We start from the raw sequence: 22,685 nt of genomic DNA, 5'->3' as shown, positions 1-22,685 counted from the left end.
GTTCCTGTGAAAATGTTTTAAATTAAAGTTCAGCCAAAGAATGTAAATATGCCTTGATGTCATCCAGTTGGGTGGCTTTCAGATCAGCTTCTTCATCCCAATAGAGTCCTACACAGTTTGCCTGCATATCAATAGCATAAATGCCCTTTAATGCAACGGGTGTATGATTAAATTTTTCCTCACCATGCACCAGTTCAAGCTGCTGATCGACCACCCGGGCGCGCATTAACGGCAAGCGGGCCTCTGGAATCAATACGCTATAATAGGCCACCATACTGGCACGGCTTTCTGTGGCCATCGGAATTTTGGTCCAGTCCGGCGCAGCCACCAGACGCGGATGCAGGCCCATCTTGCGGGCTTTTTCACGCATCAGGCCGAGGGCTTTTTCTCTTGGACTGACACGCAAACCAAAAATCGAGCCCAGCACAAAAATGATGATGGCCAGTGCCACCCAAATTCCAGTATTTTCCATAGCTCAACCTTTATGTTCTTTTATTAGAGTTGCATAAGCGCCATATAAAACGCAAGTTTGCACGATAAAATTAATTCAGGAACATTTCGTGGCTATAGACCACTTCATGCCCGTTCCAGTAGATATAGCCTTTTTCCAGCAGTTCCTTGAGCAATAACCGCACGTCGGACTGGGGAAACATCTGTTCTAACAGGTCACGCAAGGCATAAATATCTTTGGGTTTATCGGCTTTCAGTTCGCGCAGTTTACGCGCCACTTCCAGCTGTACCGGATCAATCTGGTCAAAGTTTTTAAACAGCGGCTGCTGCGCACTTTGAATCGGCGCGGCGACAGAGTCCTGTTCAATAACAGGAGCAGCTCCGCTTTCTGTCGACTGTAACTGTTTTAAGGCCTGATCCAGACTGCTGGCCACCGGTGTTTTTTCAGCAGAGGCATTTAAATCCAGCTGAATCCACTGTTTCAGCACCTTCTTGCGAAAGGCAATTTGCTCATCATAACGCTTGATAATTTTCAGATTAATTAACAAACCGACCAGACGCTGGGCTTTTTCCGGCACCACCTGCAAAATATTGCAGAGAGAGTTTTTCAGCTTCTCGACCGTATTCGGTTTACCGCTCATTTTTGCCAGAGCATCGCAATATTTTTTGACCAGTTGCAAATACGGTTTTTGCTGGATGGTGGCAATGCTCGGCAAGCTGTATTTTGGCGTATGAAGTGGCTGCGCCGCATCTTCTGGCTGAATCAAAATCAGATGGGCACTGATATTCGAGGCCTGTAGCATCTGCACCAGAATATCGCTGCTGTCCTGGGCCGAAATAATTTCGACATGGCTATCTGGCTCAAGTAATGCCATTAACTGCCCGACCACCACGGCATATTCAAACTCTTTATGCGGTGCTTCCGGGGTGTCCAGTACCACCACCTGAGCGCTGTTCATCCAGCTGGCCAGTTCAGTCAGGTCATCCAGCGCGTACTCAAAGCGTCCGGCACAGTTAAACAGGTAGAGTGTCGAATAATGCTGCAGAATATCGCGCAGCAGTTGTGCCGTAGGCATATTCTGTTCAAGATCTAAAAGTACAACTTTCTGGGTCATGACAAAAAATAAAGGATCTGAGAGCCGAAAGTGGGCATTAGAGCCGGAAGTGAGATAAAGGTCAAATTTTTTTATTGTGGCGCTGTGATCGCTGCCTCAAAAGCGGCTGGAGCTAAACCGATCTACCAGTATCTTCTTTATATGGATACCTTAAAATAAACCCGCATTCAGGCTGCGGGTGTATTCATAGATTGTGCGGAATGTTCTAGCAATTGACAGATTAATAATGCGGCGGAATATTGGTCAGCGGATCGAAGGGAGCAATGCCTTCAGACAGGTCAGCTGACTCAACCCGTTGATAAAGCAGCTGCATTTGTTTCTTGAGGTCGGCAATTTCCAGATTCTGTTTAGTCACCTGCTCATTCAGCTGTTCAACTAAATCATCTAAAAATGCAATTCGGACTTGCAAATCTTCAATGGGTGCGGAAAATGACGCCTGATCATTTAGATTTTGTTGTTTAGTCATTTTAAATCCTCATTTGAGATTTTTCAGGAAACACTATGGCCTATATTACCCTAAGGGATGTCCAACTCGCGTTTGGTGGACCCGCCCTGCTCGACGGCGCGAACTTTACTCTTGAACGTGGCGAACGAGTGTGTTTGATCGGCCGTAATGGTGAAGGTAAGTCTACCTTACTTAAACTGATTGAAGGAAGCTTACTGCCCGATGCCGGTGAAGTCTCGATTCAAAATGGCTTAACCGTGTCCATGCTCACCCAGGATGTCCCGATGGATTCGGGCAAGGTTGCCGATATTGTCGCCGATGGTGCCGGTGAAGCAGCAGAGGTCCTGCGTGCCTATCATGCCGCCAATGATGCCTGCGTACTGGGCGATATGGCCGCCTGCGAGCGCATGGGTGAACTGCAACACAAACTGGATCAGCTTGATGGCTGGGCACTGGAAAACAAGGTCAACTCTATTTTAAGCAAAATGGGGCTGGACCCGAATGCCGATCTGGCAGATCTTTCCGGTGGCCGTAAACGCCGCGTGCTGCTGGCCCGTGCCCTGCTGACCCAACCGGACATCCTGTTACTGGATGAGCCGACTAACCATTTAGATGTTGAAAGTATCGAATGGCTGGAAAAATTCCTGCTCGATCAGAACAACCTGACCTTATTGTTTATTTCGCACGACCGGACCTTTGTCGACAGTCTGGCAACCCGTATTGTCGAACTGGATCGCGGGATTCTGCGCAGTTATGAAGGCAACTATTCACGCTATCTGGATCTCAAAGCCCAGCAGCTGGAAGCAGAAGAAAAACAGAATGCCCTGTTTGAGAAAAAACTGGCCGAAGAAGAAGCCTGGATCCGTCAGGGTATTAAAGCGCGTCGTACCCGCAACGAAGGTCGTGTTCGTGCCCTGAAAGCCTTACGCGAAGAATCCAAAGCGCGTCGCTTCCAGCAAGGCAAAGTCAACATGGGCGTACAGGAAGCTGCGCGTTCAGGCAAACTGGTCTTTGATATTGAGCATCTGGGCGTCAGCTATGATGGCAAGCCGCTAATCAAAGACTTCTCGGCCATTGTCATGCGTGGCGACCGGATTGGTCTGGTCGGAGATAACGGGGTCGGTAAAACCACCCTGATTAAAGCCATTTTGGATGAAGTGGAACACAGCGGTACCGTTAAAATTGGCACCCAACTGGAAATTGCCTATTTTGATCAGCTGCGTAACCAGCTGGATTTGGAAAAATCGGTCAAGGACAACGTTTCTGAAGGTTCTGACTTTGTTGATGTCAATGGACAGCGCCGTCATATCTACAGCTATCTGCAAGATTTCCTGTTTAACCCGGAACGTGCGCGTACCCCGGTCAAAGCCTTGTCCGGCGGTGAACGTAACCGCGTGCTACTGGCCAAACTCTTGCTGAAACCATCCAATTTAATTGTGATGGATGAGCCGACTAACGATCTGGATATGGTCACGCTGGAACTGCTGGAAGAAATGCTGGCTGAATACAAAGGCACCTTGCTGCTAATTTCGCATGACCGTGCCTTTATGGACAACGTGGTTACCTCGACCTGGGTGTTTGATGGCAAAGGCCATATTGAAGAATATGTCGGCGGCTATCAGGACTATTTACAGCAGCGTCCGGATCAAACCGTGGTTGACCAGAAAATGGCGGTGAAAAAGGCCCAGGCCAAGGCAGAAGCAGCAAAAGTAGAAGCTGCTCCGGCGCCTGTGAAAAAGAAACTCAGCTATAAAGATCAGCGTGAGCTGGACCAGCTGCCGGCTGAAATTGAAGCGCTGGAAACAGAACAGGCTGCACTGTCAGAAAAACTGGCTGATGGTTCCTGGTTTGTATCCGATGCCGAAGCTGCAACCCAGGCTTCGCAGCGTCTGGCAGAAATTGAAGAAATCCTGCTGGAAAAACTGGAACGCTGGGATGAGCTGGAAAATATGAGCAAAGGCGGTTAATTCACCCGTTCCGCAGCATCTGCCGGACAGCGGCAGATGCTTTTTATCTTCAAAATCGTTCATGCTACACTGCATTTAACCTTCATTTTAAAACGTCACTATGCCGCAACCGCAAGATTATCAACCTGGTGAATTTCAATGGTCCTTTCTGCTACCGAAATACTGGAGCATCTGGATCGGTATTATCTTCCTGATGATTTTGGCAATCTTGCCGTGGGCCATTCAGTACCGTTTAGGCCAGTGGCTGGGCCAGCTGGCGTTTCGCTATCTGCATTCACGCCGTAAAACCACTGTCCGCAATCTGGAGCTTTGCTTTCCGGAATGGTCTGCGCAAGAGGTGCAGGACAACGCGCGCCAGGTTTTTGTTGACCAGATGATTGGCGTATTTGAAACCCTAAATGCCTGGTATAGCCCGAAATGGTTCCAGGGCCGGGTCAGTATTGAAGGTCTGGAATATATTCAGCAGGCGCAAGCGGAAGGCAAAGGCGTCTTGTTGCTGGGCACCCACTCGACCCTGCTTGATGCCGGCGGCTATTTATGTGCCCAGTATTTTGAACCCGATGTGGTCTATCGTCCGCAGAACAATCCGCTGTTAGATATGCTGATTTACCGCTGCCGGGCCACCATTTATGCCCATCAGATTGACCATGATGATATGCGTGGTCTGGTACGTAACCTGAAAAATGGCCATGCCATCTGGTACAGTCCGGATCAGGATTTTGGCCTGAAACAAGGCGTAATGGCGCCATTCTTTGGCGTGCCGGCAGCCACCGTGACTGCGCATCGTCGTTTACTGAAAATGACCAAAGCCGCCGCAATTCCGCTGTATTTCTACCGCCATGGTGATCTTAAAAATCCGAAATATCATGTCTTGATTGAGCCACCGGTTGAGCGTTTACCAAGTGAGGATGAAGTCGATGATGCGACGCGTGTTAATTTGATTATTGAACGTCAGCTGCGCATCGCGCCGACTCAATATATGTGGTTTCATCGCCGTTTTAAGACCCGTCCACAAGGCTATGAGCAGCTGTACTAAGCAATACAGCTGTATTAAGCCAATCTTTCTGCGAGTCAAATACCATATGCTGATCAAAATACCAGGACACGACAGCCCATAAAGTTAAACCCGAGTTCTGCATCCTGCAAAACTCGGGCTTATGAGGTTGTGCTTTCAAAACTTTTTTGTTGTTATCTCTGGCTTTCCATTCCTGCATCATCTCCATGATGACAATCCACCGGCTTCAACTTCCTTAACGGGACTCTCCTTTCCCAACTCCATCTGCCGATATGCTTAGAATACGCAGCTTGCTCGGTTTCAGCTATTGGCCATCGGCCTAAATCTGTGTAAGCCATTTCTTACACTTTTCCTCAAATTTCATGGCGTCTTGCTGCCCTGCTTATAATCCTGAGCCAAATCATCGGTCACGATTTTTTCTTCCCGCTCGGCTTTTTCAATACCCTCCTGAATCGCCTCCTGCGCTTCTTCTTCATCGGCTTCAGTCTGTTCCAGCTCTTCCTGAATGTGCTCAAACACCCGACCGGTCTGTAACACCACATAGACCGGAAAATGATCTGAGCCCATATGTGGCAAACGCTTCATCTCCACCAGGGCAAAATCGGTACTGTGAAACACATGGTCCAGCGACCAGCGCAATAAGGGATAATCGGCATGGAAAGTATTGACATAATGCCGGCCGACGCGCGGGTCCAGCAGGCCACTGATGCGCTGAAACAGGCGGGTGGTGCGTGACCAGGCCACATCATTCAGGTCGCCCATCACAATACAGCTTTCATCCAGATCTTTAATCTGATCGCCGACAATTAATAGCTCGGCATCACGCAGGGTCGAATCTTTGGCTTCAGTCGGACTCGGCGGTTTCGGATGCAGACAATACAGCTGCACCGGCTGGCCTGAACGCAGGATCACTGTGGTATGAATTGACGGAATTTCATCACTAAGGATAAATTTCACTTCGGTTTCTTTTAAGGGCAGGCGGCTATAGAGATGCATGCCATATAAATTGTCCAGCGGCACCGGCACGCGATAAGGATAATCCGGCTCAATCACCGCCAGCTGCTGCTGCCAGACCGTATCGGTTTCCAGTGTCAGTACCAAATCGGGCTGGTATTTCCGGATTTCAGCAATGAGCAGGTGATATTTCTGGTTGGTGGTCAGCACATTGGAGACCATTAACGAAATTTGCTGATCAGGGTTCAGCTGCTCCGGCTTAACCTTTTTAACCTGCTTTTTCCAGATAAAGGTATAAGGCAGCACCATTTTCAGCTGGTACGCCAGGGCGGCAATCAGACCGGTTAAAATCACATAGCGCGGCGTATCCCAGGCAGCATCCCACAGCAGCATCAGCACAAAGGCCACAATCCCCAGCACCAGAACCTGTAATCTGGGAAAATCGGCACCTCGAAACCACCATTCATCGCGCGGAATCAGCGACCAGAAGCTGATCCAGATGACGAAAATGGCCAGCATTTCCACCCAAATCATATGCACCTACTTAGAAAGTTCATTTTTCTCGTTTTTTTTAAATAGAAATCTAACGTTATCAATTTTGTATGTAACACAAACAAGTTATTTCACTCAATAATAATGATGTTTTGATTATGTAGAGCTTGCAGTTGTGTCCCCTTTTGATACACTCATACTCCTTTTTGTTTTTTTACGCACCGAGGCAAAGTGACATGAAAGTAGGTCTGGTCGGTTGGCGCGGGATGGTAGGTTCCGTCCTTATGCAACGTATGGTTGAAGAGAATGATTTTGCTCATTTTGAGCCATTTTATTTCTCTACCAGTAATGCCGGTGGTGAAGCACCAGCGTTTGGCGGTAAAACTGCCCCAGCACTTATGGATGCAACGGACATTAACAGTCTGAAGCAAATGGATGTCATTATTACCTGTCAAGGTGGCGACTATACCTCAGACGTGTTCCCGAAACTGAAAGCTGAAGGCTGGAACGGTTACTGGATTGATGCAGCATCTACCCTGCGTATGGATGATGAAGCGATTATCGTACTTGATCCGGTGAACATGAACGTGATTAAAGACGGTCTGGTGAAAGGCACCAAAACATTTGTGGGCGGTAACTGTACGGTTTCACTCATGTTGATGGGCTTAGGCGGTCTGTTCCAGAACAATCTGGTGGAATGGGCAACCTCGATGACTTATCAGGCAGCTTCGGGTGCAGGCGCACAAAACATGCGTGAACTGATCACCGGTATGGGCTACCTGTATAACAACACCAAAGAACTGCTGGATGACCCACGCTCTCCAATTCTGGACATCGACTCTAAAATTGCTGAACTGCAACGTGGCGAAGGTTTCCCGTCAGCCAACTTCGGTGTACCGCTTGCCGGTTCTTTAATTCCATATATCGACAAACAGCTGGAAAATGGCCAGTCGAAAGAAGAATGGAAAGGTCAGTCTGAAACCAACAAGATTTTAGGCAACCAGCAAATCGTACCAATTGATGGTCACTGTGTCCGTATTGGTGCCATGCGTTGTCACTCTCAGGCCCTTACCCTGAAACTGCGTAAAGATGTACCTCTGGATGAAATCGAAGATATCATCGCCAGTGCCAATGACTGGTCGAAAGTGGTACCAAATACCCGTGAAGCCTCAATGACAGATTTAACGCCTGTTGCAGTAACCGGTACCTTAACTGTTCCTGTGGGCCGTTTACGCAAGCTGAACATGGGTAAGGAATACCTGGGCGCGTTCACCGTCGGTGACCAGTTACTGTGGGGTGCGGCAGAACCGTTACGCCGTATGCTACGCATCTTAATTGACTACAAAAACGCGTAAGCCTTTTAAGCAAAAGTAAATTACAAAAAGCCGATCTGAAAAGATCGGCTTTTTATGTAACTAGCCTGTAAATATTTTACAATCGACTTACAACTCGCTAATCTATTCTTTTCGCTATGCGATAAATGACCGAGCTAACGATTAAGATGACCGTATATAACAAATTAAAGATCGCGATTTTAGCTATTCTTGCCTCACAACATATTCATGCGATTAATGTCGATCCTGTTCAGATTCAGTCAGCACCTGGGGAATTGCTGTATGCTGAAATGAACTTCCGTCAGTCCAATGTCAATGCGCCAATTGAAGTCAGTCTGGCCTCGGCAGAAGATTTGATGGCCATTGGTGCCAGCCATCGTCCACCGGGTCATTTAAATTTCTTTACCCGACGTGACGGTGCTGGCAACGGAGTGATTACCATTACCTCTTCTCGGCCACTGACCGATACCGAACTGAATATTGTGGTCAAAATTCGTGAAGGCTCGGCCACGCGTTTACAGCATATTAAAACCTCACTAAAACGTAGTACCCTGGCAGAACAACGCGCGCAGTTGCAACCGAAAGAGCAGCCACTAACACCGGTCATGGTCGTGAATGAACGGGACATTGCCTTAAACTTGCCGACCAGTACCGCCTATACCACAGCCACGGCATCTGCCAGCACCACGCGCAGTGTAGAAGCACCCCTAGCGATTCAAGCCAGCCCGCCACCGGCTTTAAGTCCATCAACCACACCAGCTGTCAGCGCAGCAGCACAGCCGGCTGCAAGCCCTGTGTCAGCGGTTACGCCATCGACTTCGGCGACATCAGCTCAACCGGCCTCTACACATAACGCGGGCAACACAGCTGCCGTAAATACAGCTGCTCCGGTTTCAGCAGATCCACTGGTCAAGAAATATGCCGAGCAGTTAAAAGCTCAGCAACAGCAAGCACCGGCAAAGCCGGCACCAGTTACAGCACCCAAAGCACCTGCTCCATCTGCGCCAGCATCAACCACAGCACGGCATGTGGTGCAATCCAATGAATCGCTATGGGCAATTGCCTCACGTATTGCCGCAGAGAACCAGCAGCCGGTCGGCGAAGTGATGCAGCAGATTAAAGCCCACAATGAACATGCCTTTATTCAGGGCGATGCCAACCGTTTACGCCGCGGTGCAACCTTGAATTTACAGGCCGTCAGCAGCGGGCAAAAAGCCGCGAAAAAGACCGTGCCAATCCCGGTAACCCAGCCTTCACGCCAGTCTGGCAAGGCCAAATACCGGATCAGTCAGGCCGAAATGAGTCTGGTGGCAGAAAATCAGCAAGATTCTGCCCAAGGTTCTGCCAAAAAGAACACACAAAGCGCGCAAACCTCAGAAGAGTTGTCACTAAAAGTTATGACAGCGCGTGAGAAAACCGTTAAATTACAGAGAAACGTAACACAGTTAGAATTGGCATTAAGTCAGAAGGATCAAAGAATTCAATTACTCAATGCGCGTCTTGCTGAATTGCAACAACAGTTGAAAAAGCAACAAGCCGAAAATAAGCCAAAACTCTAACGTATTACTCAACATGATTTTTTCAGGAGAGATGGTTTATTCCTCTCTGCCTAAGGGGTAGCAACATGCTGATTTATGTGATTCCATTTATTTTGTTACTGGTCATCGCGCTGGTGTTAAAAAAGCGTGAAGCCAATAAAGAATCCGAACCAGCAGCAAAAAAACCGGCTGCAGCCAGCAAAACCAAGGCCAAAAAAAGCACCACTACGAAGAAAACTACGCTTAAAAGCACTATAGTGGCCGAGCCTGTTGCCGAACCACAAGGAAGCACACCACTTCCGGCAGATTTACGCCAGACCATTGAAACCCAGATTCGTGACCGTAACTTTTTCTCGGCCGAAGCGCAGATTAATCAGGCCCTGAAACGCGACCCGTCGTTGCATGAGCTGTATCTGCTGTTACTGGATGTGCATCTGACCCAAAAAGATGAATTTGCCACCCGCCAATTGCTGGATCATCTGAAGAACCTGGGACTGGAAGATATTCTGGCTCAGGCCAATGCCAAGGTAGATGCGCAAAAAGCCCCGCAGGCCAAAGAAGAACTTATTGAATTTACCCCAGCAACACCTGTAGCAGTTCAAGCCACTCAAGCCACACCTGCTGAAAAAGCCCAAACTACCGCAGATTTTGATGCCTTGATTCAATCCAGCAGTTCAAGCACAGCCAGCACGTCATTTGACCAGCTACAACAGTCACTCAAAACTGAAACGCCTGCCGAAGCAAAAACAGAGGAACTGCCAGCACTGGATCTGGAATTTACCCCAAGCACTCCGGCTGCGCCTGTTAACACCCCTGCGCCAGCAAAAACAGAAGAGGTTCAGCCTCTTGAATTTAATCTGTCTTTTGACTCGGCTGCCAGCACCCAAGTGGCTGCACCGGTAACACCGGTTGAGCCAGTGACTCCGGCTGCACAAGAACCTCAGGCACTGGATTTCTCGTTTGAGCTGGAAAAGACTGCAACTGAAGCCACACCTGCGACCACACCAGCTGTCACCACCCCACCTGCGGAAGAAAAATCAGACTTTAGTTTTGATTTCTCGATCAGTCCTACACCGGTGGCTGAACAGCCGGTAGAACCTGCGGTTACCGCACCAGCAGACACTGCACCGCTGTTCCAGTTTGACCTAGATAGCGCACCAACCATTGAAGCGACACCAGCAACGCCTGAAGCACCAATGGTTGAAGAACCCGCTATGGCTGCCGTGGCGGCAACCGCGGTTGATCCGCATGATCCACTGATTCAGTCCTTCCCGGAACTGGCCGAAGTCAATGAAATCCAGCTGAATCTGGAGCTGGCTCAGCAATATATTGAGCTGGGTGCCTATGATGCGGCCCGTGCCCTGCTGGCAGAAAAAGAAGCAAACTATTCTGCAGCACAGCAGCAACACGCCACGCAGTTACTCAATCAAATAGCTTCTTAAAGTAAATCTCACTAAGATAAAGCAGTCATCCTTGGCTGCTTTTTTTATGATGAAAAAAATTGCATTAATTTATATGGGCGGTACCTTTGGCTGTGTCGGCGAGCCACTCAGCCCCATGCCTGCAAAGCAGTTTCTTCCCCAGCTGCGTCATGTGCTACCGCTGCATCTATCGGTAGAATGTTTTGTGGCGCCGGTGATTCAGGACAGCAGCCGCTGTACCGCGACCGACTGGTTACGTCTGGTGCAGTTTATCCAGCAGCTGCAGTTACAACAGTTTCAGCATTTTGTCGTCATTCATGGCACCGATACTTTAAGCTATGCCAGTGCCGTGCTGGCACACTTTATCGCGCAGTCTGCACATGTAGTGCTGACTGGCAGCCAGTATCCACTGCTGACCATAGATGGACAGAACACCCGTGACTTCAGCGATGCGCTGGATAACCTGAATTTCGCCCTGGAATCGGTGCTGCAATTGCCGGTTGGCGTGTATCTGGCGTTTCATCATCAATGTTTCCATGGTCGCAGCGCCTTAAAATGCCACACCACTGAATTAGATGCTTTTCAGGGTCAGGCCGCCAGCAGTGCTTTACATCAAAAAGAACAAGCCGCCTACTTGGTACAGGCTGCAGATCTGGACAAAGCACAACACTTCAACTGCATGAGTGTGATGATGCAGCCGATTGGTTTAGAGCAGCAGCTCGCCAATTTGAAACTGATCGCCCAGCAGCCACCGCATTGCCTGATTTTACAAGGCTTTGGTACTGGTAATCTGGCTGTAAATGAAACACTCCTGACGTTGCTACAGTCCTTACAGACGCAAGATTGTGCCGTGATTCTGACCACCCAAGTGCCATTTGGCCCATTGGATCAGCGTTATGCGATCAGCAGCTGGATTCAGGACAGTAAAATTTTAGTCAATGATGGCTTTGGACATGCAGATCTGTATGCAAAAGCATTAAAAATGTATTTACAATACCCGCGCAGAGAACAATGGCAACAGCATTGGTATGACTAAGGCCAATTTGAGGTGAATATGCAACGTTTTGCGGTCGGGATTGAATTTTGTGGTATTCGCTACCGGGGCTGGCAAACCCAGCAACCAGGCGTCCCGAGCGTGCAGGAAACGCTGGAAAAGGTCCTCTCCAAAATTGCCGATGAACCGATTATCCTGCATGGCGCTGGCCGTACCGATGCCGGCGTGCATGCCACCAATATGGTGGCACATTTCGACACGGCAGCCATTCGCCCTGAACGTGGCTGGCTGATGGGCGCCAATAGCCAGCTACCCAAAGATATTGCGATTCAGTGGATTAAAGCCATGGACATGGATTTTCATGCCCGCTTTAAGGCCTGTGCGCGCCGCTACCGTTATGTGGTCTATAACCATCCACAGCGCCCGGCCCTGCTGCATAAACAGGTCACCCATGCCTACTATGCGCTGGATGTCGACAAGATGATTGCCGCTGCGCAAAAGTTTGAAGGCACTCATAATTTTGAAAGTTTCCGTGCCGCAGCCTGTCAGTCCAATCAGCCGGTCCGCACCGTCAGCCATTGCCGCCTGATCCGTCATGGGCATTATTTGGTGCTCGATATTCAGGCCGATGGTTTCCTGCATCATATGGTGCGGAATATCATGGGCTGTCTGCTGGAAATTGGCCAAGGTATGTATGATATTGACCATATTGATACAATTTTTGCCGCACAGGATCGTAAAGCGGCTGGCATTACCGCCCCACCCGATGGCCTGTACTTTATCCAGGCGCACTATCCAGAGCAGTTTGACTTGCCTCAAGTGCCTTTAGGTCCGCATTGGCTGAATATGCCGGAATAATTGTATTCCGCCCCCCCTTTTACTCAGGGAGTGGTTTCATTCTTGCCACTCCAAGCTTTAAAAACGAAAGTCACCCTTGCATCAAGCGGCAACTCTAAAAAAATCCCCCTTTAATCAAGGGGGACTGCGGAGATGCTTAACGCTGTTTACGTTTCCGGTACTCGACCGGTGTTTCATTGGTCCAGCGTTTAAAAGCCCGGTAAAAGGTGCTCGGTTCAGAAAATCCGGTCAGATACACAATCCGCTCCACGCTTTCATTGGTATTGGCCAGCAGTTTTTTAGCCAGACGGCAACGATAATCCGAGAGAATCTGCTGGAAACTGGTATTGGCCTCACTCAGCTGGGTGCGTAAACGACGCGGCGTGATATTCAGCTGCGCTGCCACGGTTTCCAATGTGGTTTCCCCACTTTCCAGGGTCGACCCAATCGCCCGGCGTACTTCACCGACCAGATCATAACGCGCCAGTTCCTGCAGCTTCTCCAGCGCCAGCTGCTCATGTAACTGCAACAGCTCCGGCTCGGCCTGCCACAGCGGATATTCTAAAATAGAAGGATCGAAATACAACCGTGTTTCATTCTGCCCCAGACTGACCGGGCACTCATAGACCCGGAAATATTCATCATCGGCAGCGCCCTGCTGGAAATTAAAGTCGATATACAGCGGCTGGAATTTGCCTTCGGTAATAAACTTGAAGAAACGCAAAATGCCCGACATGGCACATTCAGAAAAGTGACGATTGACAATATTGTCAGCCCACGGCTGTTGACCATTGGTTAAATAACAGCGGTCATCTTCAATCATCAGTTTGGCATCAAAGGCATCACTGATTAAACGCTGATAGGCCAGTGCCCGTTTTAAACCTTCACCAAAATTTTCCGAAGAAATAAACAGATGCTCAATCACCTGACCACGATAGAGCGGCAAATGTTCACCCAGATGCAAACCAATATCCGGGTCACGGCTGACTTCTTCCGCCGCCACCCAAAACGCATACTGCGCGCCCAAAGGCGTACGATCATTGGCCTCAACCTGATTAAGTGCGACACCTGCTTTTGTTAATATTTCTTCGGTTGGCAAACCGGCACGACGAATCGCTTGGTAGCCTAATCGCAATACAACCGATGCATCAGTTAGCTGACCCACGCAAAGACCTTCCTTGTATGTTCTTCATTTATACTTAAAAAGATTGATTTTAGATTAACTGTGATTGACCAAACTGACAACCATCCACCACGTTTTTTTGTAGAAAAAATTTAAATGTTTTGTTCGCTTATTTTACTGACAGATGATTCATCTGCGGCGGGTTTCACCTTGATTTTTTCAAAAAAATTGACTATAATTTGCGCCTTTCCAATTTGATCATCAGGTAGGCTATGGCCAATAAAGAGGAACTCATCGAGTTCGAAGGCGTTGTCACCGAAACGCTTCCTAATACTATGTTCCGTGTACGTTTAGAAAACGGTCACGAGGTGATTGCCCATATTTCAGGTAAAATGCGCAAGCACTATATTCGCATTTTAACTGGCGACAGCGTGAAAGTTGAAATGACGCCTTATGACTTAACGAAAGGTCGTATTACCTATCGTGCACGCTAAGTTTTAGCGCAAGCAAAAAGCCACCTTCAACAGTGGCTTTTTTATTGGCTGCTGATGCTGTGTAACAGCCAAGAATGGCGTCGAGATCTGCCGCTTATCGAATATACACATATTTTTAGGCTGTCCTTGCCTAGAATGAAGTTTTATTCAATGGAGATCGCGCATGTTTGTTTCTCGCTCCGTTGCTTTGGCGCTCTTCGCGTTCAGTCTCTCCGCTTGTGTAACCACGCCGTCCAGTACCCGAGCTGAACGTGATACCTATCTGGCTCAGTTTGTCGGCCAGTCCAGCCAGCAGATTCGCCAGCAGCTCGATTTAAGCCTGCTCGGTTACGAACAGGTCAGTTCACCACAAATCAACCCACAGGCGCTCACCTACACCGTTATACGCCCAATCAGCATTCCGATTCCTGTAGCGAATGCCCCGGCCACCGGCCCAGCCCATATTCCAGCACCCATTGGCCCAGCCAACAGCTATGATATTAACCTGCACTGCCAGATTGTGTTCCGGCTGGAACAGGATATTGCCCGCTCTGTACACTATAGCGGTCGCACCTGTTAAGCGCTGAATTTAGAGCTGACCATTCAATAGCCATAAAAAAACGCAGCCTGAAGCTGCGTTTTTTGATTTGCTGTCGAGACTTAGCCCAATGCCGCAACCACAGCCTGACCCATTTCCTGAGTACCCACTTTATTCATGCCTTCAGACATGATGTCAGCCGTACGTAAACCTTGATCAAGCACATTGCCCACTGCATCTTCAATCGCTTTCGCGGCAGCTTCTTCACGGAAGGTATAACGCAGCATCATTGCCACAGACAAGATGGTCGCCAACGGGTTGGCAATGTTCTGGCCAGCGATGTCTGGTGCTGAACCATGACATGGCTCATACATGCCTTTGCCATTTTCATCTAGCGACGCCGATGGCAACATACCGATAGAACCGGTTAGCATTGCTGCTTCATCAGACAGGATGTCACCAAACAGGTTACCGGTTACCAGTACGTCAAACTGTTTTGGCGCACGTACCAATTGCATTGCAGCATTGTCGACATACATGTGGGACAGGTTGATTTCTGGATATTGTTCAGCATGTAGCTGGGTCACGGTCTGCTTCCACAGCTCAGTCACTTCCAGCACGTTGGCTTTGTCCACCGAGCAGACTTTACCACCACGCAGTTTGGCCATTTCAAAAGCCACTTTGGCAATACGCTTGATTTCTGATTCAGCATAGACGTCGGTGTTAAAGCCCTGTTTCTCGCCATTTTCCAGCTCGCGAATACCACGTGGCTGACCAAAGTAAATCCCACCCGTCAGTTCACGTACAATCAGGATATCCAGACCCGATACAATTTCCGGCTTTAAGCTAGACGCATCAGCCAGTTGCGGATACAGAATCGCTGGACGCAGGTTAGCAAACAGGTTTAATTCGCTACGTAATTTCAACAGGCCACGTTCCGGGCGGATCGAACGCTCAATCGTATCCCATTTTGGACCACCAACTGCACCAAGCAATAAAGCATCGGCTTTTTTTGCCTGTTCAGACGTCACATCCGGATAAGGTGAACCATGCGCATCAATCGCGGCGCCACCTAACAATCCCTGTTCCCACGTCAAGCCCAGATTAAACTTTTCATTAACACGCGTAAGCACCTGCTCCGCTGCTGTGACGATTTCTGGGCCAATACCGTCACCGGCAAGAATCAAAATATGTTTTGACATGAGTTTTTCCATTTCCTGTAGCAGTCAACGACTGTGGAGACTAAATTTTCTGTTCCACAAATTCCCCCAGTCCATGTAAGACATTATAAGGTTTGCAGAAACGTCGAATAATTTTCTGGTTTTGTAAAAGATCCACACACAGCGGCTCTGGCGCCGAAACATTCAGCAGACTGCCTTTATGCTTGCTGCGGTCACGGTACATTTTAAAAGTGTACGTTTGACGCGGCTTAAACTGATGAATGACGTGCAGGGTTTCGGCCTGATCACGGGAAATCGGATAGAACCGGATCACCACTTCATGCTGTTTGGCCGGAACCGACAGATACAGCGGATTAGGCTGCCGTAGTGAATCTGCCTGCAAGCGCACCAGTCCCTGCTTGATGGCTTCACGACTCAGACGCTGACTTTCAGCATCCATGATCATGACCCCGTTCAAGCGTTCAAACTCGCAATGCTCGGTACCTGAACAATAAATACGTGCATTGGATTGGGATGCCTGTGTCTCTTTTACCTGTTTTAGACGTGCTGTATCCCAGGTTTGACATGCTGTTAACAGCGTAGCCACTCCCCCCAATACAGCAAGCCGACGAAAAACCTTCAACATAGCCCGAGCCCAACCTCATCAAAAAGCAGAATATTTAAATTATTATGCCTTGAATGTTAACAAGAGTTCGACGCCCGTGCTATGCCTATTTACGAAATAACTTAAGCTTGAATTTCCGCAAACACCCACGGACGCGCGGCTTTGGTTTTCTCCTCATACGCGCGAATATCATCGGCATCTTGCAAGGTCAAACCAATATCATCCAGACCGTTTAACAGGCAATGCTTACGGAATGGATCAACTTCAAACTTGAATGCTTCACCGTTTGGCGTACGGACTTCCTGTGCTTCAAGGTCAATAGTTAACTTATAACCTTCATTGGCTGCACATTCCTTAAATAGCTGATCAACCTGCGCTTCGGTTAAAATCACCGGTAACATACCGTTTTTAAAGCAGTTATTAAAGAAGATATCCGCAAAACTTGGGGCAATGACTGTACGCAAGCCGTATTCACTTAAAGCCCACGGCGCATGCTCACGGCTGGAACCGCAACCAAAGTTGGCACGTGAAATTAAAATGCTGGCGCCCTGATAACGCGGCTGGTTCAAGACGAAATCTGGGTTTTTAGGACGGGTTGAATTGTCCTGACCCGGATAGCCTTCATCTAAATAACGCAATTCATCAAACAGGTTGTCACCGAAACCGGTACGTTTGATTGATTTCAAGAACTGTTTTGGAATAATTAAATCGGTATCGACATTGGCACGGTCTAAAGGTGCAACGATACCCTGTTCAACGGTATAAGCTTTCATATTTATGTTCCAATGAATCCGTAGTCTCTCTCGCATCCGCTCCAGCAAGGAGCGGCCTGGGATGAGGGCTTAAACTTAGAATGAACGAACATCCACAAAGTGACCGGCAATTGCCGCTGCTGCTGCCATGGCCGGGCTGACCAGATGGGTACGACCACCATTGCCCTGACGACCTTCAAAGTTACGGTTTGAGGTCGATGCACAGTGCTCGCCTGGCTGCAACTTGTCGGCATTCATGGCCAGACACATCGAGCAGCCAGGTTCACGCCATTCAAAACCGGCTTCCAGGAAGACCTTGTCCAAACCTTCTGCTTCCGCCTGCTGTTTGACCAAACCAGAACCCGGTACCACCATCGCCTGTTTAATGCTTGGCGCCACTTTACGGCCTTTGATCACATCTGCCGCAGCACGGATATCTTCAATACGCGAGTTGGTGCATGAACCAATAAAAACACGATCCAGCTGGATATCTGCCAAAGCCTGACCAGCAGTTAAGCCCATATATTGATAAGCACGGGTCCAGTCATTGCGCTGTACCTCATCTTTGGCCTGTTCCAAAGTTGGTACTGCCTGAGAAACCGGAATGACCATTTCAGGTGAAGTACCCCAAGACACTTGCGGCTCAATCTCTTCACCCTGTAATACCACGACAGTATCAAAATGCGCATCGGCATCTGAATGCAAGGTATTCCAGTACGCCACAGCCTGATCCCATTGCTCGCCTTTTGGTGCATAAGGACGGTCTTTTACATATTCAATGGTTTTTTCATCAACCGCGACCATACCGACACGTGCACCGGCTTCAATTGCCATGTTACACACGGTCATACGGCCTTCAATCGACATATCACGGAACACCTGACCGCCAAATTCAATGGCATGGCCCGTACCACCTGCTGTACCGATTTTGGCAATAATCGCCAGCACCACGTCTTTCGGGGTCACGCCCTGACCCAACTGACCATCTACGCGTACCAGCATGTTTTTCATTTTCTTCTGAATTAAACATTGCGTGGCCAACACGTGCTCAACTTCTGAAGTTCCGATCCCGTGTGCCAAACAGCCAAAGGCACCATGGGTCGCGGTATGCGAGTCGCCACATACCACCGTCATTCCCGGCAAGGTTAAACCCTGCTCTGGTCCAACCACGTGAGCAATCCCCTGACGGATATCGTTAATATCAAATTCAACGATATTAAAAGTCTTACAGTTATCGTCTAAGGTTTGCACCTGAATACGCGAAGTATCATCTTCAATACCGGCTACGCCCTGCTCACGCTCTTTTTTCGAGGTCGGTACGTTATGGTCCGGAGTCGCAATATTGGCACTTAAACGCCATGGCTGACGGCCAGCCAGTTGCAAACCTTCAAAGGCCTGTGGAGAGGTAACTTCATGCAACAAATGACGGTCGATGTACAATAAAGCCGAACCATCATCACGCTGTTTTACCAAGTGGTCATCCCACAATTTGTCATATAATGTTTTTGCTTTTTGGGTTTCGCCTGCCATGTCGATGTGCTCCACTGGACTGGGTAATTCTGTCATTAATTTCGATTATAACCACACAATTACATAAATCTAATTTATCATTTTTATCAGTTAAAAAACTTTATGGAATAAATATAATTGATTTTTGCTCAGATTAACATCTGATTAAAAATTCAATTTTCCGATTGAATTTTACAAAATATTCGTTTTTACAAATTAATTCGTACTGACTATGATGATGTTATCAGCACTGAATTGTAGATACGAGGAACATCATCATGGCGCATATTCAAAACTTTGTCGCAAACAACCAGCGAATGTTTAAAAAGACTTTTAGCTACTATGTGATGCACATTACGGTGGCCATGCTTGTCGGCTATTTCGTTACCGGCAGTCTGTGGATGGCCATTACCTTAAGCTTATTGGAACCAACAGTACAGGCGGTGGCCTATTTTATTCATGAACGCATGTGGGAAAAGAAAGCACAAGACGGCACAGAGGAAATCACCGCCTAGCCTATTTTTCGCCCGGTGTTCCTCCCAAAAGATCATCTTCAGGATGATCTTTTTTATTTTAATATAACTTAAATTACTGTTTTTAAAATATTTATATTCAAGTTATGGTTGTTGAACTTCAATTTATAGAAAAATAATCTTTGATTAATTCTAAAAATTTCTAAATAATAATTTTAAGCATAAAAAATCTTTATAGGTGATTGCGATGAATCTTGCAGCATTTGAAGCTTTTGTAAAAGTCATGGAAACCGGTTCGATTTCTCTGGCCGCCGATCAGCTGTTTATTACCCAGCCCGCAGTCACCAAACGGATTCATAGCCTGGAAGAATATTTTGGGGTCAAGCTGTTTGAGTCGGCCGGCCGTGGCGTGCAGGCAACCCATGCTGCGCATTCGCTGTTACCCAAAGTCAAAAACTGGCTAAATGAACTGGGCGATATTCATCATACTTTAAGCCATGAACAGGGCCAGGTGCAGGGTCGCCTGAAAATTGGCACCAGTCATCATATTGGCCTGCATCATCTGCCCGATCATTTGCGTCGCTATGTCCAAGATTTCCCCGATGTCACCTTAGATGTGCATTTTGTCGATTCGGAACAGGCGCATGAACAGGTGCTGGCCGGTGATCTGGAACTGGCCTTTTTAACCCTGCCACCGCAAGGTGATGACCGGCTGCAATATGTCACCATCTGGAATGATCCGCTGGTATTTGTGGCTGCGCCTTTTCATCCGCTGGCCCAGCAGAAAAGACTGAAACTGGAAGATTTAACCCAGTTCCCGAGCCTGCTACCAGCAGCACAGACCTATACCAGCCAGATTACCCTGGCCGAGTTTGAAAAACAGGGCGTGAAGCCGAAGATCACCATGAGCAATAACCCGCTGGAATCCATCCGCATGCTGGTGTCGATTGGACTGGGCTGGTCAGTGTTACCGAAAACCCTGATTAATCAGGACTTGCAACAGCTGGATATTAATCTGGAAATGAACCGCCAGCTGGGCATGGTCTGGCATCCGGGACGCACACAGTCCAAAGCGGCGCAGGCGCTGGTTAACTTTATGCAGCAGCCGGACTAGGTTCATCGACCGGTCGCATCCTTCTGTACAGTTACTGAACAAAACAGCACGCTGCTCCAAATTGGCGTAATTTGAAAAGACAAGGTGCCCGCACAAGACACCAGGATCTTTATAAAAATGATGCAGGAGCAGAGTGATGAACCAGACCACTTCCCCGCTTGCCTATTCCCCTTCGTTCAGTTCAGCCCAGGCGCTCCAGCAGCGCCTAGCCGGCAGTGCACCGCCTTTACAGCCCAGTCCACCGCTGGATGTTATGCAGGCCGATACGCTACGTGCCACCCTCAAGCAGTATTTTCTGCAAACCTTTGACTGTTATGAATCATTGTTTAGCTGCCTCAACGGCGATGAGGCCTTTTATCACAAGCCGATTGCGCTGCGCCATCCGCTGATTTTTTACTATGGCCATACCGCGACATTTTTCATCAACAAACTGCTGCTCAGCAAACTGATTGAACAGCGTATCAATCCACATTTTGAATCCATCTTTGCGGTGGGTGTGGATGAGATGAGCTGGGATGACCTGGATGACAGCCGTTATGACTGGCCGACACCCGCGCAGGTCAAATACTACCGCGATCAGGTGCGTGCCACGGTGCTGGAAATTATTGAAAAGGCACCGCTGAGCACGCCAATTGACTGGCAGCATTCGTGGTGGTCGATTCTGATGGGCATTGAACACGAGCGGATTCATCTGGAAACCTCCTCCGTGCTGATTCGCCAGCATGCCCTTGACTATGTCCAGACACAGCCACCATGGCGGCCAAATATCCTGACTAACACCGCACCAGAGAATGCGTTGCTTCCAGTGGCAGCCGGCCGGGTACAGCTCGGTAAGGAGCGGCACGACCCGGTTTACGGCTGGGACAATGAATATGGCCAATATCAGGCAGAGGTAGCGGCGTTTGCGGCCAGCCGCTATCTGGTCAGCAATCAGGAATTTCTGGCCTTTGTTGAAGATGCCGGCTATCAGAACGCAAACTATTGGGAAGATGAAGGCTGGCAATGGCGCAGCTTTGCCCAGGCCAAATATCCGACCTTCTGGCGTAAACACGGGCCGGACTGGTCACTCCGGCTGCTGACCGAAGAAGTACCAATGCCGTGGGACTGGCCGGCGGAGGTGAATTATCATGAGGCCAAAGCCTTTTGCCACTGGAAAGCGAAGCAAACTGGTCAGCCAGTACGACTGCCCACCGAAGAGGAATGGTATCGGCTGGTACAGCTGGCTGGCGTAAATGAGCCGTCTGCACCTGCCAATCTGGCGCTGGCCTATGGTGCTTCCTCCTGTCCGGTCAATACCTTCCCGCATGGCGATTTTTATGACCTGCGCGGCAATGTCTGGCAATGGACCGAAACCCCGATTTATCCATTTCCGGGTTTTGTGGTGCATCCGATTTATGATGATTTCAGCACCCCAACCTTTGATGGCCGGCATAATCTGCTCAAAGGCGGCTCCTGGATTTCTGCCGGCAATGAAGCCGAGCTGGCCTCACGCTATGCCTTTCGCCGGCATTTTTTCCAGCATGCCGGTTTCCGCTATGTGGTTTCTGATCAGGAGCCGCCGGCGATTCAATCACAATATGAAACCGACCGGCTGGTGTCTGAATATCTGGAATTTCAGTATGGCCGTGAATATTTTGGCGTGGCCAATTTTGCCCAGACACTGGTGCAACTGGCCCTGACCCAGCTGGCCGACAGACCACGACGTAAAGCACTGGATATTGGCTGTGCTACCGGCCGCGCCAGCTTTGAACTGGCCCGTTATTTTGATGAAGTGGTCGGGATTGATTTTTCAGCGCGCTTTATCCAGAACGGCGTCAAACTGGCACAGGGCGAAACCCTGCATTACAGCATCTGCACCGAAGGTGAACTGGTGGATTATCATGCCTGTGATTTAGCCCAGCTTGGACTGGCGGAGGTCCGGGACAAAGTCCAGTTTTACCAGGGTGATGCCTGTAATCTTAAAGCAATTTTCAGAGGCTATGATTTTATTCTGGCAGCCAACTTAATTGACCGGCTGCATCATCCGGCGCAGTTTTTAAGCCAGATTCATACACGGCTGAATATGGGCGGCATTCTGATGCTCAGCTCACCCTATACCTGGATGGAAGAACACACTGTCCGCAGTGAATGGCTGGGTGGCTTTAAAAAAGATGGCGAAAACTGGAGCAGTCTGGATGGCTTAACAGCCTTGCTAGAGCCGCATTTCCGTTTAATGACTGAACCGCAGGACATCCCTTTTGTGATTCGGGAAACCCAGCACAAGTTTCAGCATACCTATGCGCAGGTCAGCTTCTGGGAACGGATTGCCTAAATGGATAGAAAAGAAAGTGAGGGATCAGGCCAAATTCCGGATTTG

At 48.7% G+C, this 22,685-nt stretch carries 21 protein-coding genes; 12 read left to right on the top strand and 9 right to left on the bottom strand.

Going from position 1 to position 22,685, the window contains the following annotated elements:
* Nucleotides 1–22: 22 nt before the first annotated feature.
* From FTT68_RS06345 to FTT68_RS06335, 3 genes are all read right to left on the bottom strand, one after another.
* On the bottom strand, nt 23–472 hold the full coding sequence (locus tag FTT68_RS06345; protein WP_005182089.1) for an ammonium transporter: 450 nt from the start codon (nt 470–472) through the stop codon (nt 23–25).
* 70 nt (nt 473–542) lie between these two features.
* A complete protein-coding gene (locus FTT68_RS06340; RefSeq protein WP_180036658.1) occupies nt 543–1,565 on the bottom strand; it encodes a hypothetical protein in 1,023 nt (340 codons plus the stop codon).
* A 220-nt stretch (nt 1,566–1,785) separates the two neighbouring features.
* Nucleotides 1,786–2,031, bottom strand: a complete 246-nt coding sequence (locus tag FTT68_RS06335) for a SlyX family protein (protein WP_005182087.1) — start codon at nt 2,029–2,031, stop codon at nt 1,786–1,788.
* Nucleotides 2,032–2,066: 35 nt separating this feature from the next.
* On the opposite strand from FTT68_RS06335, the gene FTT68_RS06330 reads away from it, so the two are divergent.
* Together FTT68_RS06330 and lpxL are read left to right on the top strand one after the other, a co-directional pair.
* Nucleotides 2,067–3,977 (top strand): ATP-binding cassette domain-containing protein, encoded by a 1,911-nt coding sequence (locus FTT68_RS06330; RefSeq protein WP_104487702.1) that lies wholly within the window; start codon nt 2,067–2,069, stop codon nt 3,975–3,977.
* A gap of 100 nt (nt 3,978–4,077) precedes the next feature.
* Nucleotides 4,078–5,013, top strand: coding sequence for an LpxL/LpxP family Kdo(2)-lipid IV(A) lauroyl/palmitoleoyl acyltransferase (gene lpxL / locus FTT68_RS06325; RefSeq protein ID WP_016659582.1), 936 nt, complete (start codon nt 4,078–4,080; stop codon nt 5,011–5,013).
* 339 nt (nt 5,014–5,352) lie between these two features.
* Here the strand turns inward: lpxL and FTT68_RS06320 are convergent, their stop codons facing one another.
* Entirely contained in the window at nt 5,353–6,480 is a 1,128-nt protein-coding gene (locus FTT68_RS06320; protein WP_016659584.1) for an endonuclease/exonuclease/phosphatase family protein, read from the bottom strand.
* A gap of 194 nt (nt 6,481–6,674) precedes the next feature.
* On the opposite strand from FTT68_RS06320, the gene asd reads away from it, so the two are divergent.
* The 5 genes from asd (at nt 6,675) to truA (ending at nt 12,583) form a co-directional block, all read left to right on the top strand.
* Nucleotides 6,675–7,793 (top strand): aspartate-semialdehyde dehydrogenase, encoded by a 1,119-nt coding sequence (asd, locus tag FTT68_RS06315; RefSeq protein WP_005182074.1) that lies wholly within the window; start codon nt 6,675–6,677, stop codon nt 7,791–7,793.
* Between the two features lie 125 nt (nt 7,794–7,918).
* Nucleotides 7,919–9,331: a FimV family protein gene (locus tag FTT68_RS06310; RefSeq protein ID WP_180083860.1), complete on the top strand. Its 1,413-nt coding sequence runs from the start codon at nt 7,919–7,921 to the stop codon at nt 9,329–9,331.
* Nucleotides 9,332–9,396: 65 nt separating this feature from the next.
* Nucleotides 9,397–10,752, top strand: coding sequence for a fimbrial protein FimV (locus tag FTT68_RS06305; RefSeq protein WP_180083862.1), 1,356 nt, complete (start codon nt 9,397–9,399; stop codon nt 10,750–10,752).
* 46 nt (nt 10,753–10,798) lie between these two features.
* On the top strand, nt 10,799–11,767 hold the full coding sequence (locus FTT68_RS06300) for an asparaginase domain-containing protein (protein WP_168397711.1): 969 nt from the start codon (nt 10,799–10,801) through the stop codon (nt 11,765–11,767).
* Nucleotides 11,768–11,785: 18 nt separating this feature from the next.
* On the top strand, nt 11,786–12,583 hold the full coding sequence (gene truA, locus FTT68_RS06295) for a tRNA pseudouridine(38-40) synthase TruA (RefSeq protein ID WP_016659589.1): 798 nt from the start codon (nt 11,786–11,788) through the stop codon (nt 12,581–12,583).
* 136 nt (nt 12,584–12,719) lie between these two features.
* Here truA and FTT68_RS06290 read toward each other — a convergent pair whose 3' ends face one another.
* Complete coding sequence (locus FTT68_RS06290; RefSeq protein ID WP_180083864.1) at nt 12,720–13,727, bottom strand: AraC family transcriptional regulator; 1,008 nt, start codon at nt 13,725–13,727, stop codon at nt 12,720–12,722.
* A gap of 230 nt (nt 13,728–13,957) precedes the next feature.
* Here FTT68_RS06290 and infA point away from each other — a divergent pair, with 230 nt between their 5' ends.
* Both infA and FTT68_RS06280 read left to right on the top strand, forming a co-directional pair.
* A complete protein-coding gene (infA, locus tag FTT68_RS06285) occupies nt 13,958–14,179 on the top strand; it encodes a translation initiation factor IF-1 (RefSeq protein WP_001284370.1) in 222 nt (73 codons plus the stop codon).
* A gap of 163 nt (nt 14,180–14,342) precedes the next feature.
* Nucleotides 14,343–14,738: a hypothetical protein gene (locus FTT68_RS06280; protein ID WP_016659590.1), complete on the top strand. Its 396-nt coding sequence runs from the start codon at nt 14,343–14,345 to the stop codon at nt 14,736–14,738.
* A gap of 80 nt (nt 14,739–14,818) precedes the next feature.
* On the opposite strand, the gene leuB is transcribed toward FTT68_RS06280, so the two are convergent.
* The 4 genes from leuB to leuC form a co-directional block, all read right to left on the bottom strand.
* The gene (gene leuB / locus FTT68_RS06275; RefSeq protein WP_005182055.1) at nt 14,819–15,898 is read right to left on the bottom strand and encodes a 3-isopropylmalate dehydrogenase; all 1,080 of its coding nucleotides are present in this window, start codon (nt 15,896–15,898) and stop codon (nt 14,819–14,821) included.
* 40 nt (nt 15,899–15,938) lie between these two features.
* Nucleotides 15,939–16,502 carry a hypothetical protein gene (locus FTT68_RS06270; protein ID WP_180083866.1) on the bottom strand — a complete coding sequence of 188 codons (564 nt, stop codon included), beginning with the start codon at nt 16,500–16,502 and terminating at the stop codon, nt 15,939–15,941.
* A gap of 101 nt (nt 16,503–16,603) precedes the next feature.
* Nucleotides 16,604–17,254 carry a 3-isopropylmalate dehydratase small subunit gene (gene leuD, locus FTT68_RS06265; RefSeq protein WP_180083868.1) on the bottom strand — a complete coding sequence of 217 codons (651 nt, stop codon included), beginning with the start codon at nt 17,252–17,254 and terminating at the stop codon, nt 16,604–16,606.
* Between the two features lie 75 nt (nt 17,255–17,329).
* A complete protein-coding gene (gene leuC, locus FTT68_RS06260) occupies nt 17,330–18,763 on the bottom strand; it encodes a 3-isopropylmalate dehydratase large subunit (protein WP_005182046.1) in 1,434 nt (477 codons plus the stop codon).
* A gap of 257 nt (nt 18,764–19,020) precedes the next feature.
* Here leuC and FTT68_RS06255 point away from each other — a divergent pair, with 257 nt between their 5' ends.
* The 3 genes from FTT68_RS06255 to ovoA all read left to right on the top strand — a co-directional run bounded on the left by FTT68_RS06255 (nt 19,021) and on the right by ovoA (nt 22,640).
* Nucleotides 19,021–19,257, top strand: coding sequence for a DUF2061 domain-containing protein (locus FTT68_RS06255; RefSeq protein WP_005182043.1), 237 nt, complete (start codon nt 19,021–19,023; stop codon nt 19,255–19,257).
* Nucleotides 19,258–19,462: 205 nt separating this feature from the next.
* Entirely contained in the window at nt 19,463–20,329 is an 867-nt protein-coding gene (locus FTT68_RS06250) for a LysR family transcriptional regulator (protein WP_005182039.1), read from the top strand.
* Between the two features lie 136 nt (nt 20,330–20,465).
* Nucleotides 20,466–22,640: a 5-histidylcysteine sulfoxide synthase gene (gene ovoA / locus FTT68_RS06245; RefSeq protein ID WP_180083870.1), complete on the top strand. Its 2,175-nt coding sequence runs from the start codon at nt 20,466–20,468 to the stop codon at nt 22,638–22,640.
* Nucleotides 22,641–22,685: the final 45 nt, after the last annotated feature.

The sequence above is a fragment of the Acinetobacter sp. Q85-2 genome (assembly GCF_013420555.1).
Taxonomy (GTDB): domain Bacteria; phylum Pseudomonadota; class Gammaproteobacteria; order Pseudomonadales; family Moraxellaceae; genus Acinetobacter; species Acinetobacter indicus.
This window is presented reverse-complemented; position numbering and strand designations above follow the sequence as displayed.

Bases quoted from the DNA above. Each gene is read 5' to 3' on its own strand.
- FTT68_RS06320 (WP_016659584.1), bottom strand. From the start codon at position 6,480: ATGATTTGGGTGGAAATGCTGGCCATTTTCGTCATCTGGATCAGCTTC.
- asd (WP_005182074.1), top strand. From the start codon at position 6,675: ATGAAAGTAGGTCTGGTCGGTTGGCGCGGGATGGTAGGTTCCGTCCTT.
- leuC (WP_005182046.1), bottom strand. From the start codon at position 18,763: ATGGCAGGCGAAACCCAAAAAGCAAAAACATTATATGACAAATTGTGG.
- FTT68_RS06270 (WP_180083866.1), bottom strand. From the start codon at position 16,502: ATGTTGAAGGTTTTTCGTCGGCTTGCTGTATTGGGGGGAGTGGCTACG.
- lpxL (WP_016659582.1), top strand. From the start codon at position 4,078: ATGCCGCAACCGCAAGATTATCAACCTGGTGAATTTCAATGGTCCTTT.
- FTT68_RS06310 (WP_180083860.1), top strand. From the start codon at position 7,919: ATGACCGAGCTAACGATTAAGATGACCGTATATAACAAATTAAAGATC.
- leuB (WP_005182055.1), bottom strand. From the start codon at position 15,898: ATGTCAAAACATATTTTGATTCTTGCCGGTGACGGTATTGGCCCAGAA.
- FTT68_RS06255 (WP_005182043.1), top strand. From the start codon at position 19,021: ATGGCGCATATTCAAAACTTTGTCGCAAACAACCAGCGAATGTTTAAA.
- truA (WP_016659589.1), top strand. From the start codon at position 11,786: ATGCAACGTTTTGCGGTCGGGATTGAATTTTGTGGTATTCGCTACCGG.
- FTT68_RS06340 (WP_180036658.1), bottom strand. From the start codon at position 1,565: ATGACCCAGAAAGTTGTACTTTTAGATCTTGAACAGAATATGCCTACG.
- FTT68_RS06345 (WP_005182089.1), bottom strand. From the start codon at position 472: ATGGAAAATACTGGAATTTGGGTGGCACTGGCCATCATCATTTTTGTG.
- infA (WP_001284370.1), top strand. From the start codon at position 13,958: ATGGCCAATAAAGAGGAACTCATCGAGTTCGAAGGCGTTGTCACCGAA.
- ovoA (WP_180083870.1), top strand. From the start codon at position 20,466: ATGAACCAGACCACTTCCCCGCTTGCCTATTCCCCTTCGTTCAGTTCA.
- FTT68_RS06305 (WP_180083862.1), top strand. From the start codon at position 9,397: ATGCTGATTTATGTGATTCCATTTATTTTGTTACTGGTCATCGCGCTG.
- FTT68_RS06330 (WP_104487702.1), top strand. From the start codon at position 2,067: ATGGCCTATATTACCCTAAGGGATGTCCAACTCGCGTTTGGTGGACCC.
- FTT68_RS06280 (WP_016659590.1), top strand. From the start codon at position 14,343: ATGTTTGTTTCTCGCTCCGTTGCTTTGGCGCTCTTCGCGTTCAGTCTC.
- FTT68_RS06300 (WP_168397711.1), top strand. From the start codon at position 10,799: ATGATGAAAAAAATTGCATTAATTTATATGGGCGGTACCTTTGGCTGT.
- FTT68_RS06250 (WP_005182039.1), top strand. From the start codon at position 19,463: ATGAATCTTGCAGCATTTGAAGCTTTTGTAAAAGTCATGGAAACCGGT.
- leuD (WP_180083868.1), bottom strand. From the start codon at position 17,254: ATGAAAGCTTATACCGTTGAACAGGGTATCGTTGCACCTTTAGACCGT.
- FTT68_RS06335 (WP_005182087.1), bottom strand. From the start codon at position 2,031: ATGACTAAACAACAAAATCTAAATGATCAGGCGTCATTTTCCGCACCC.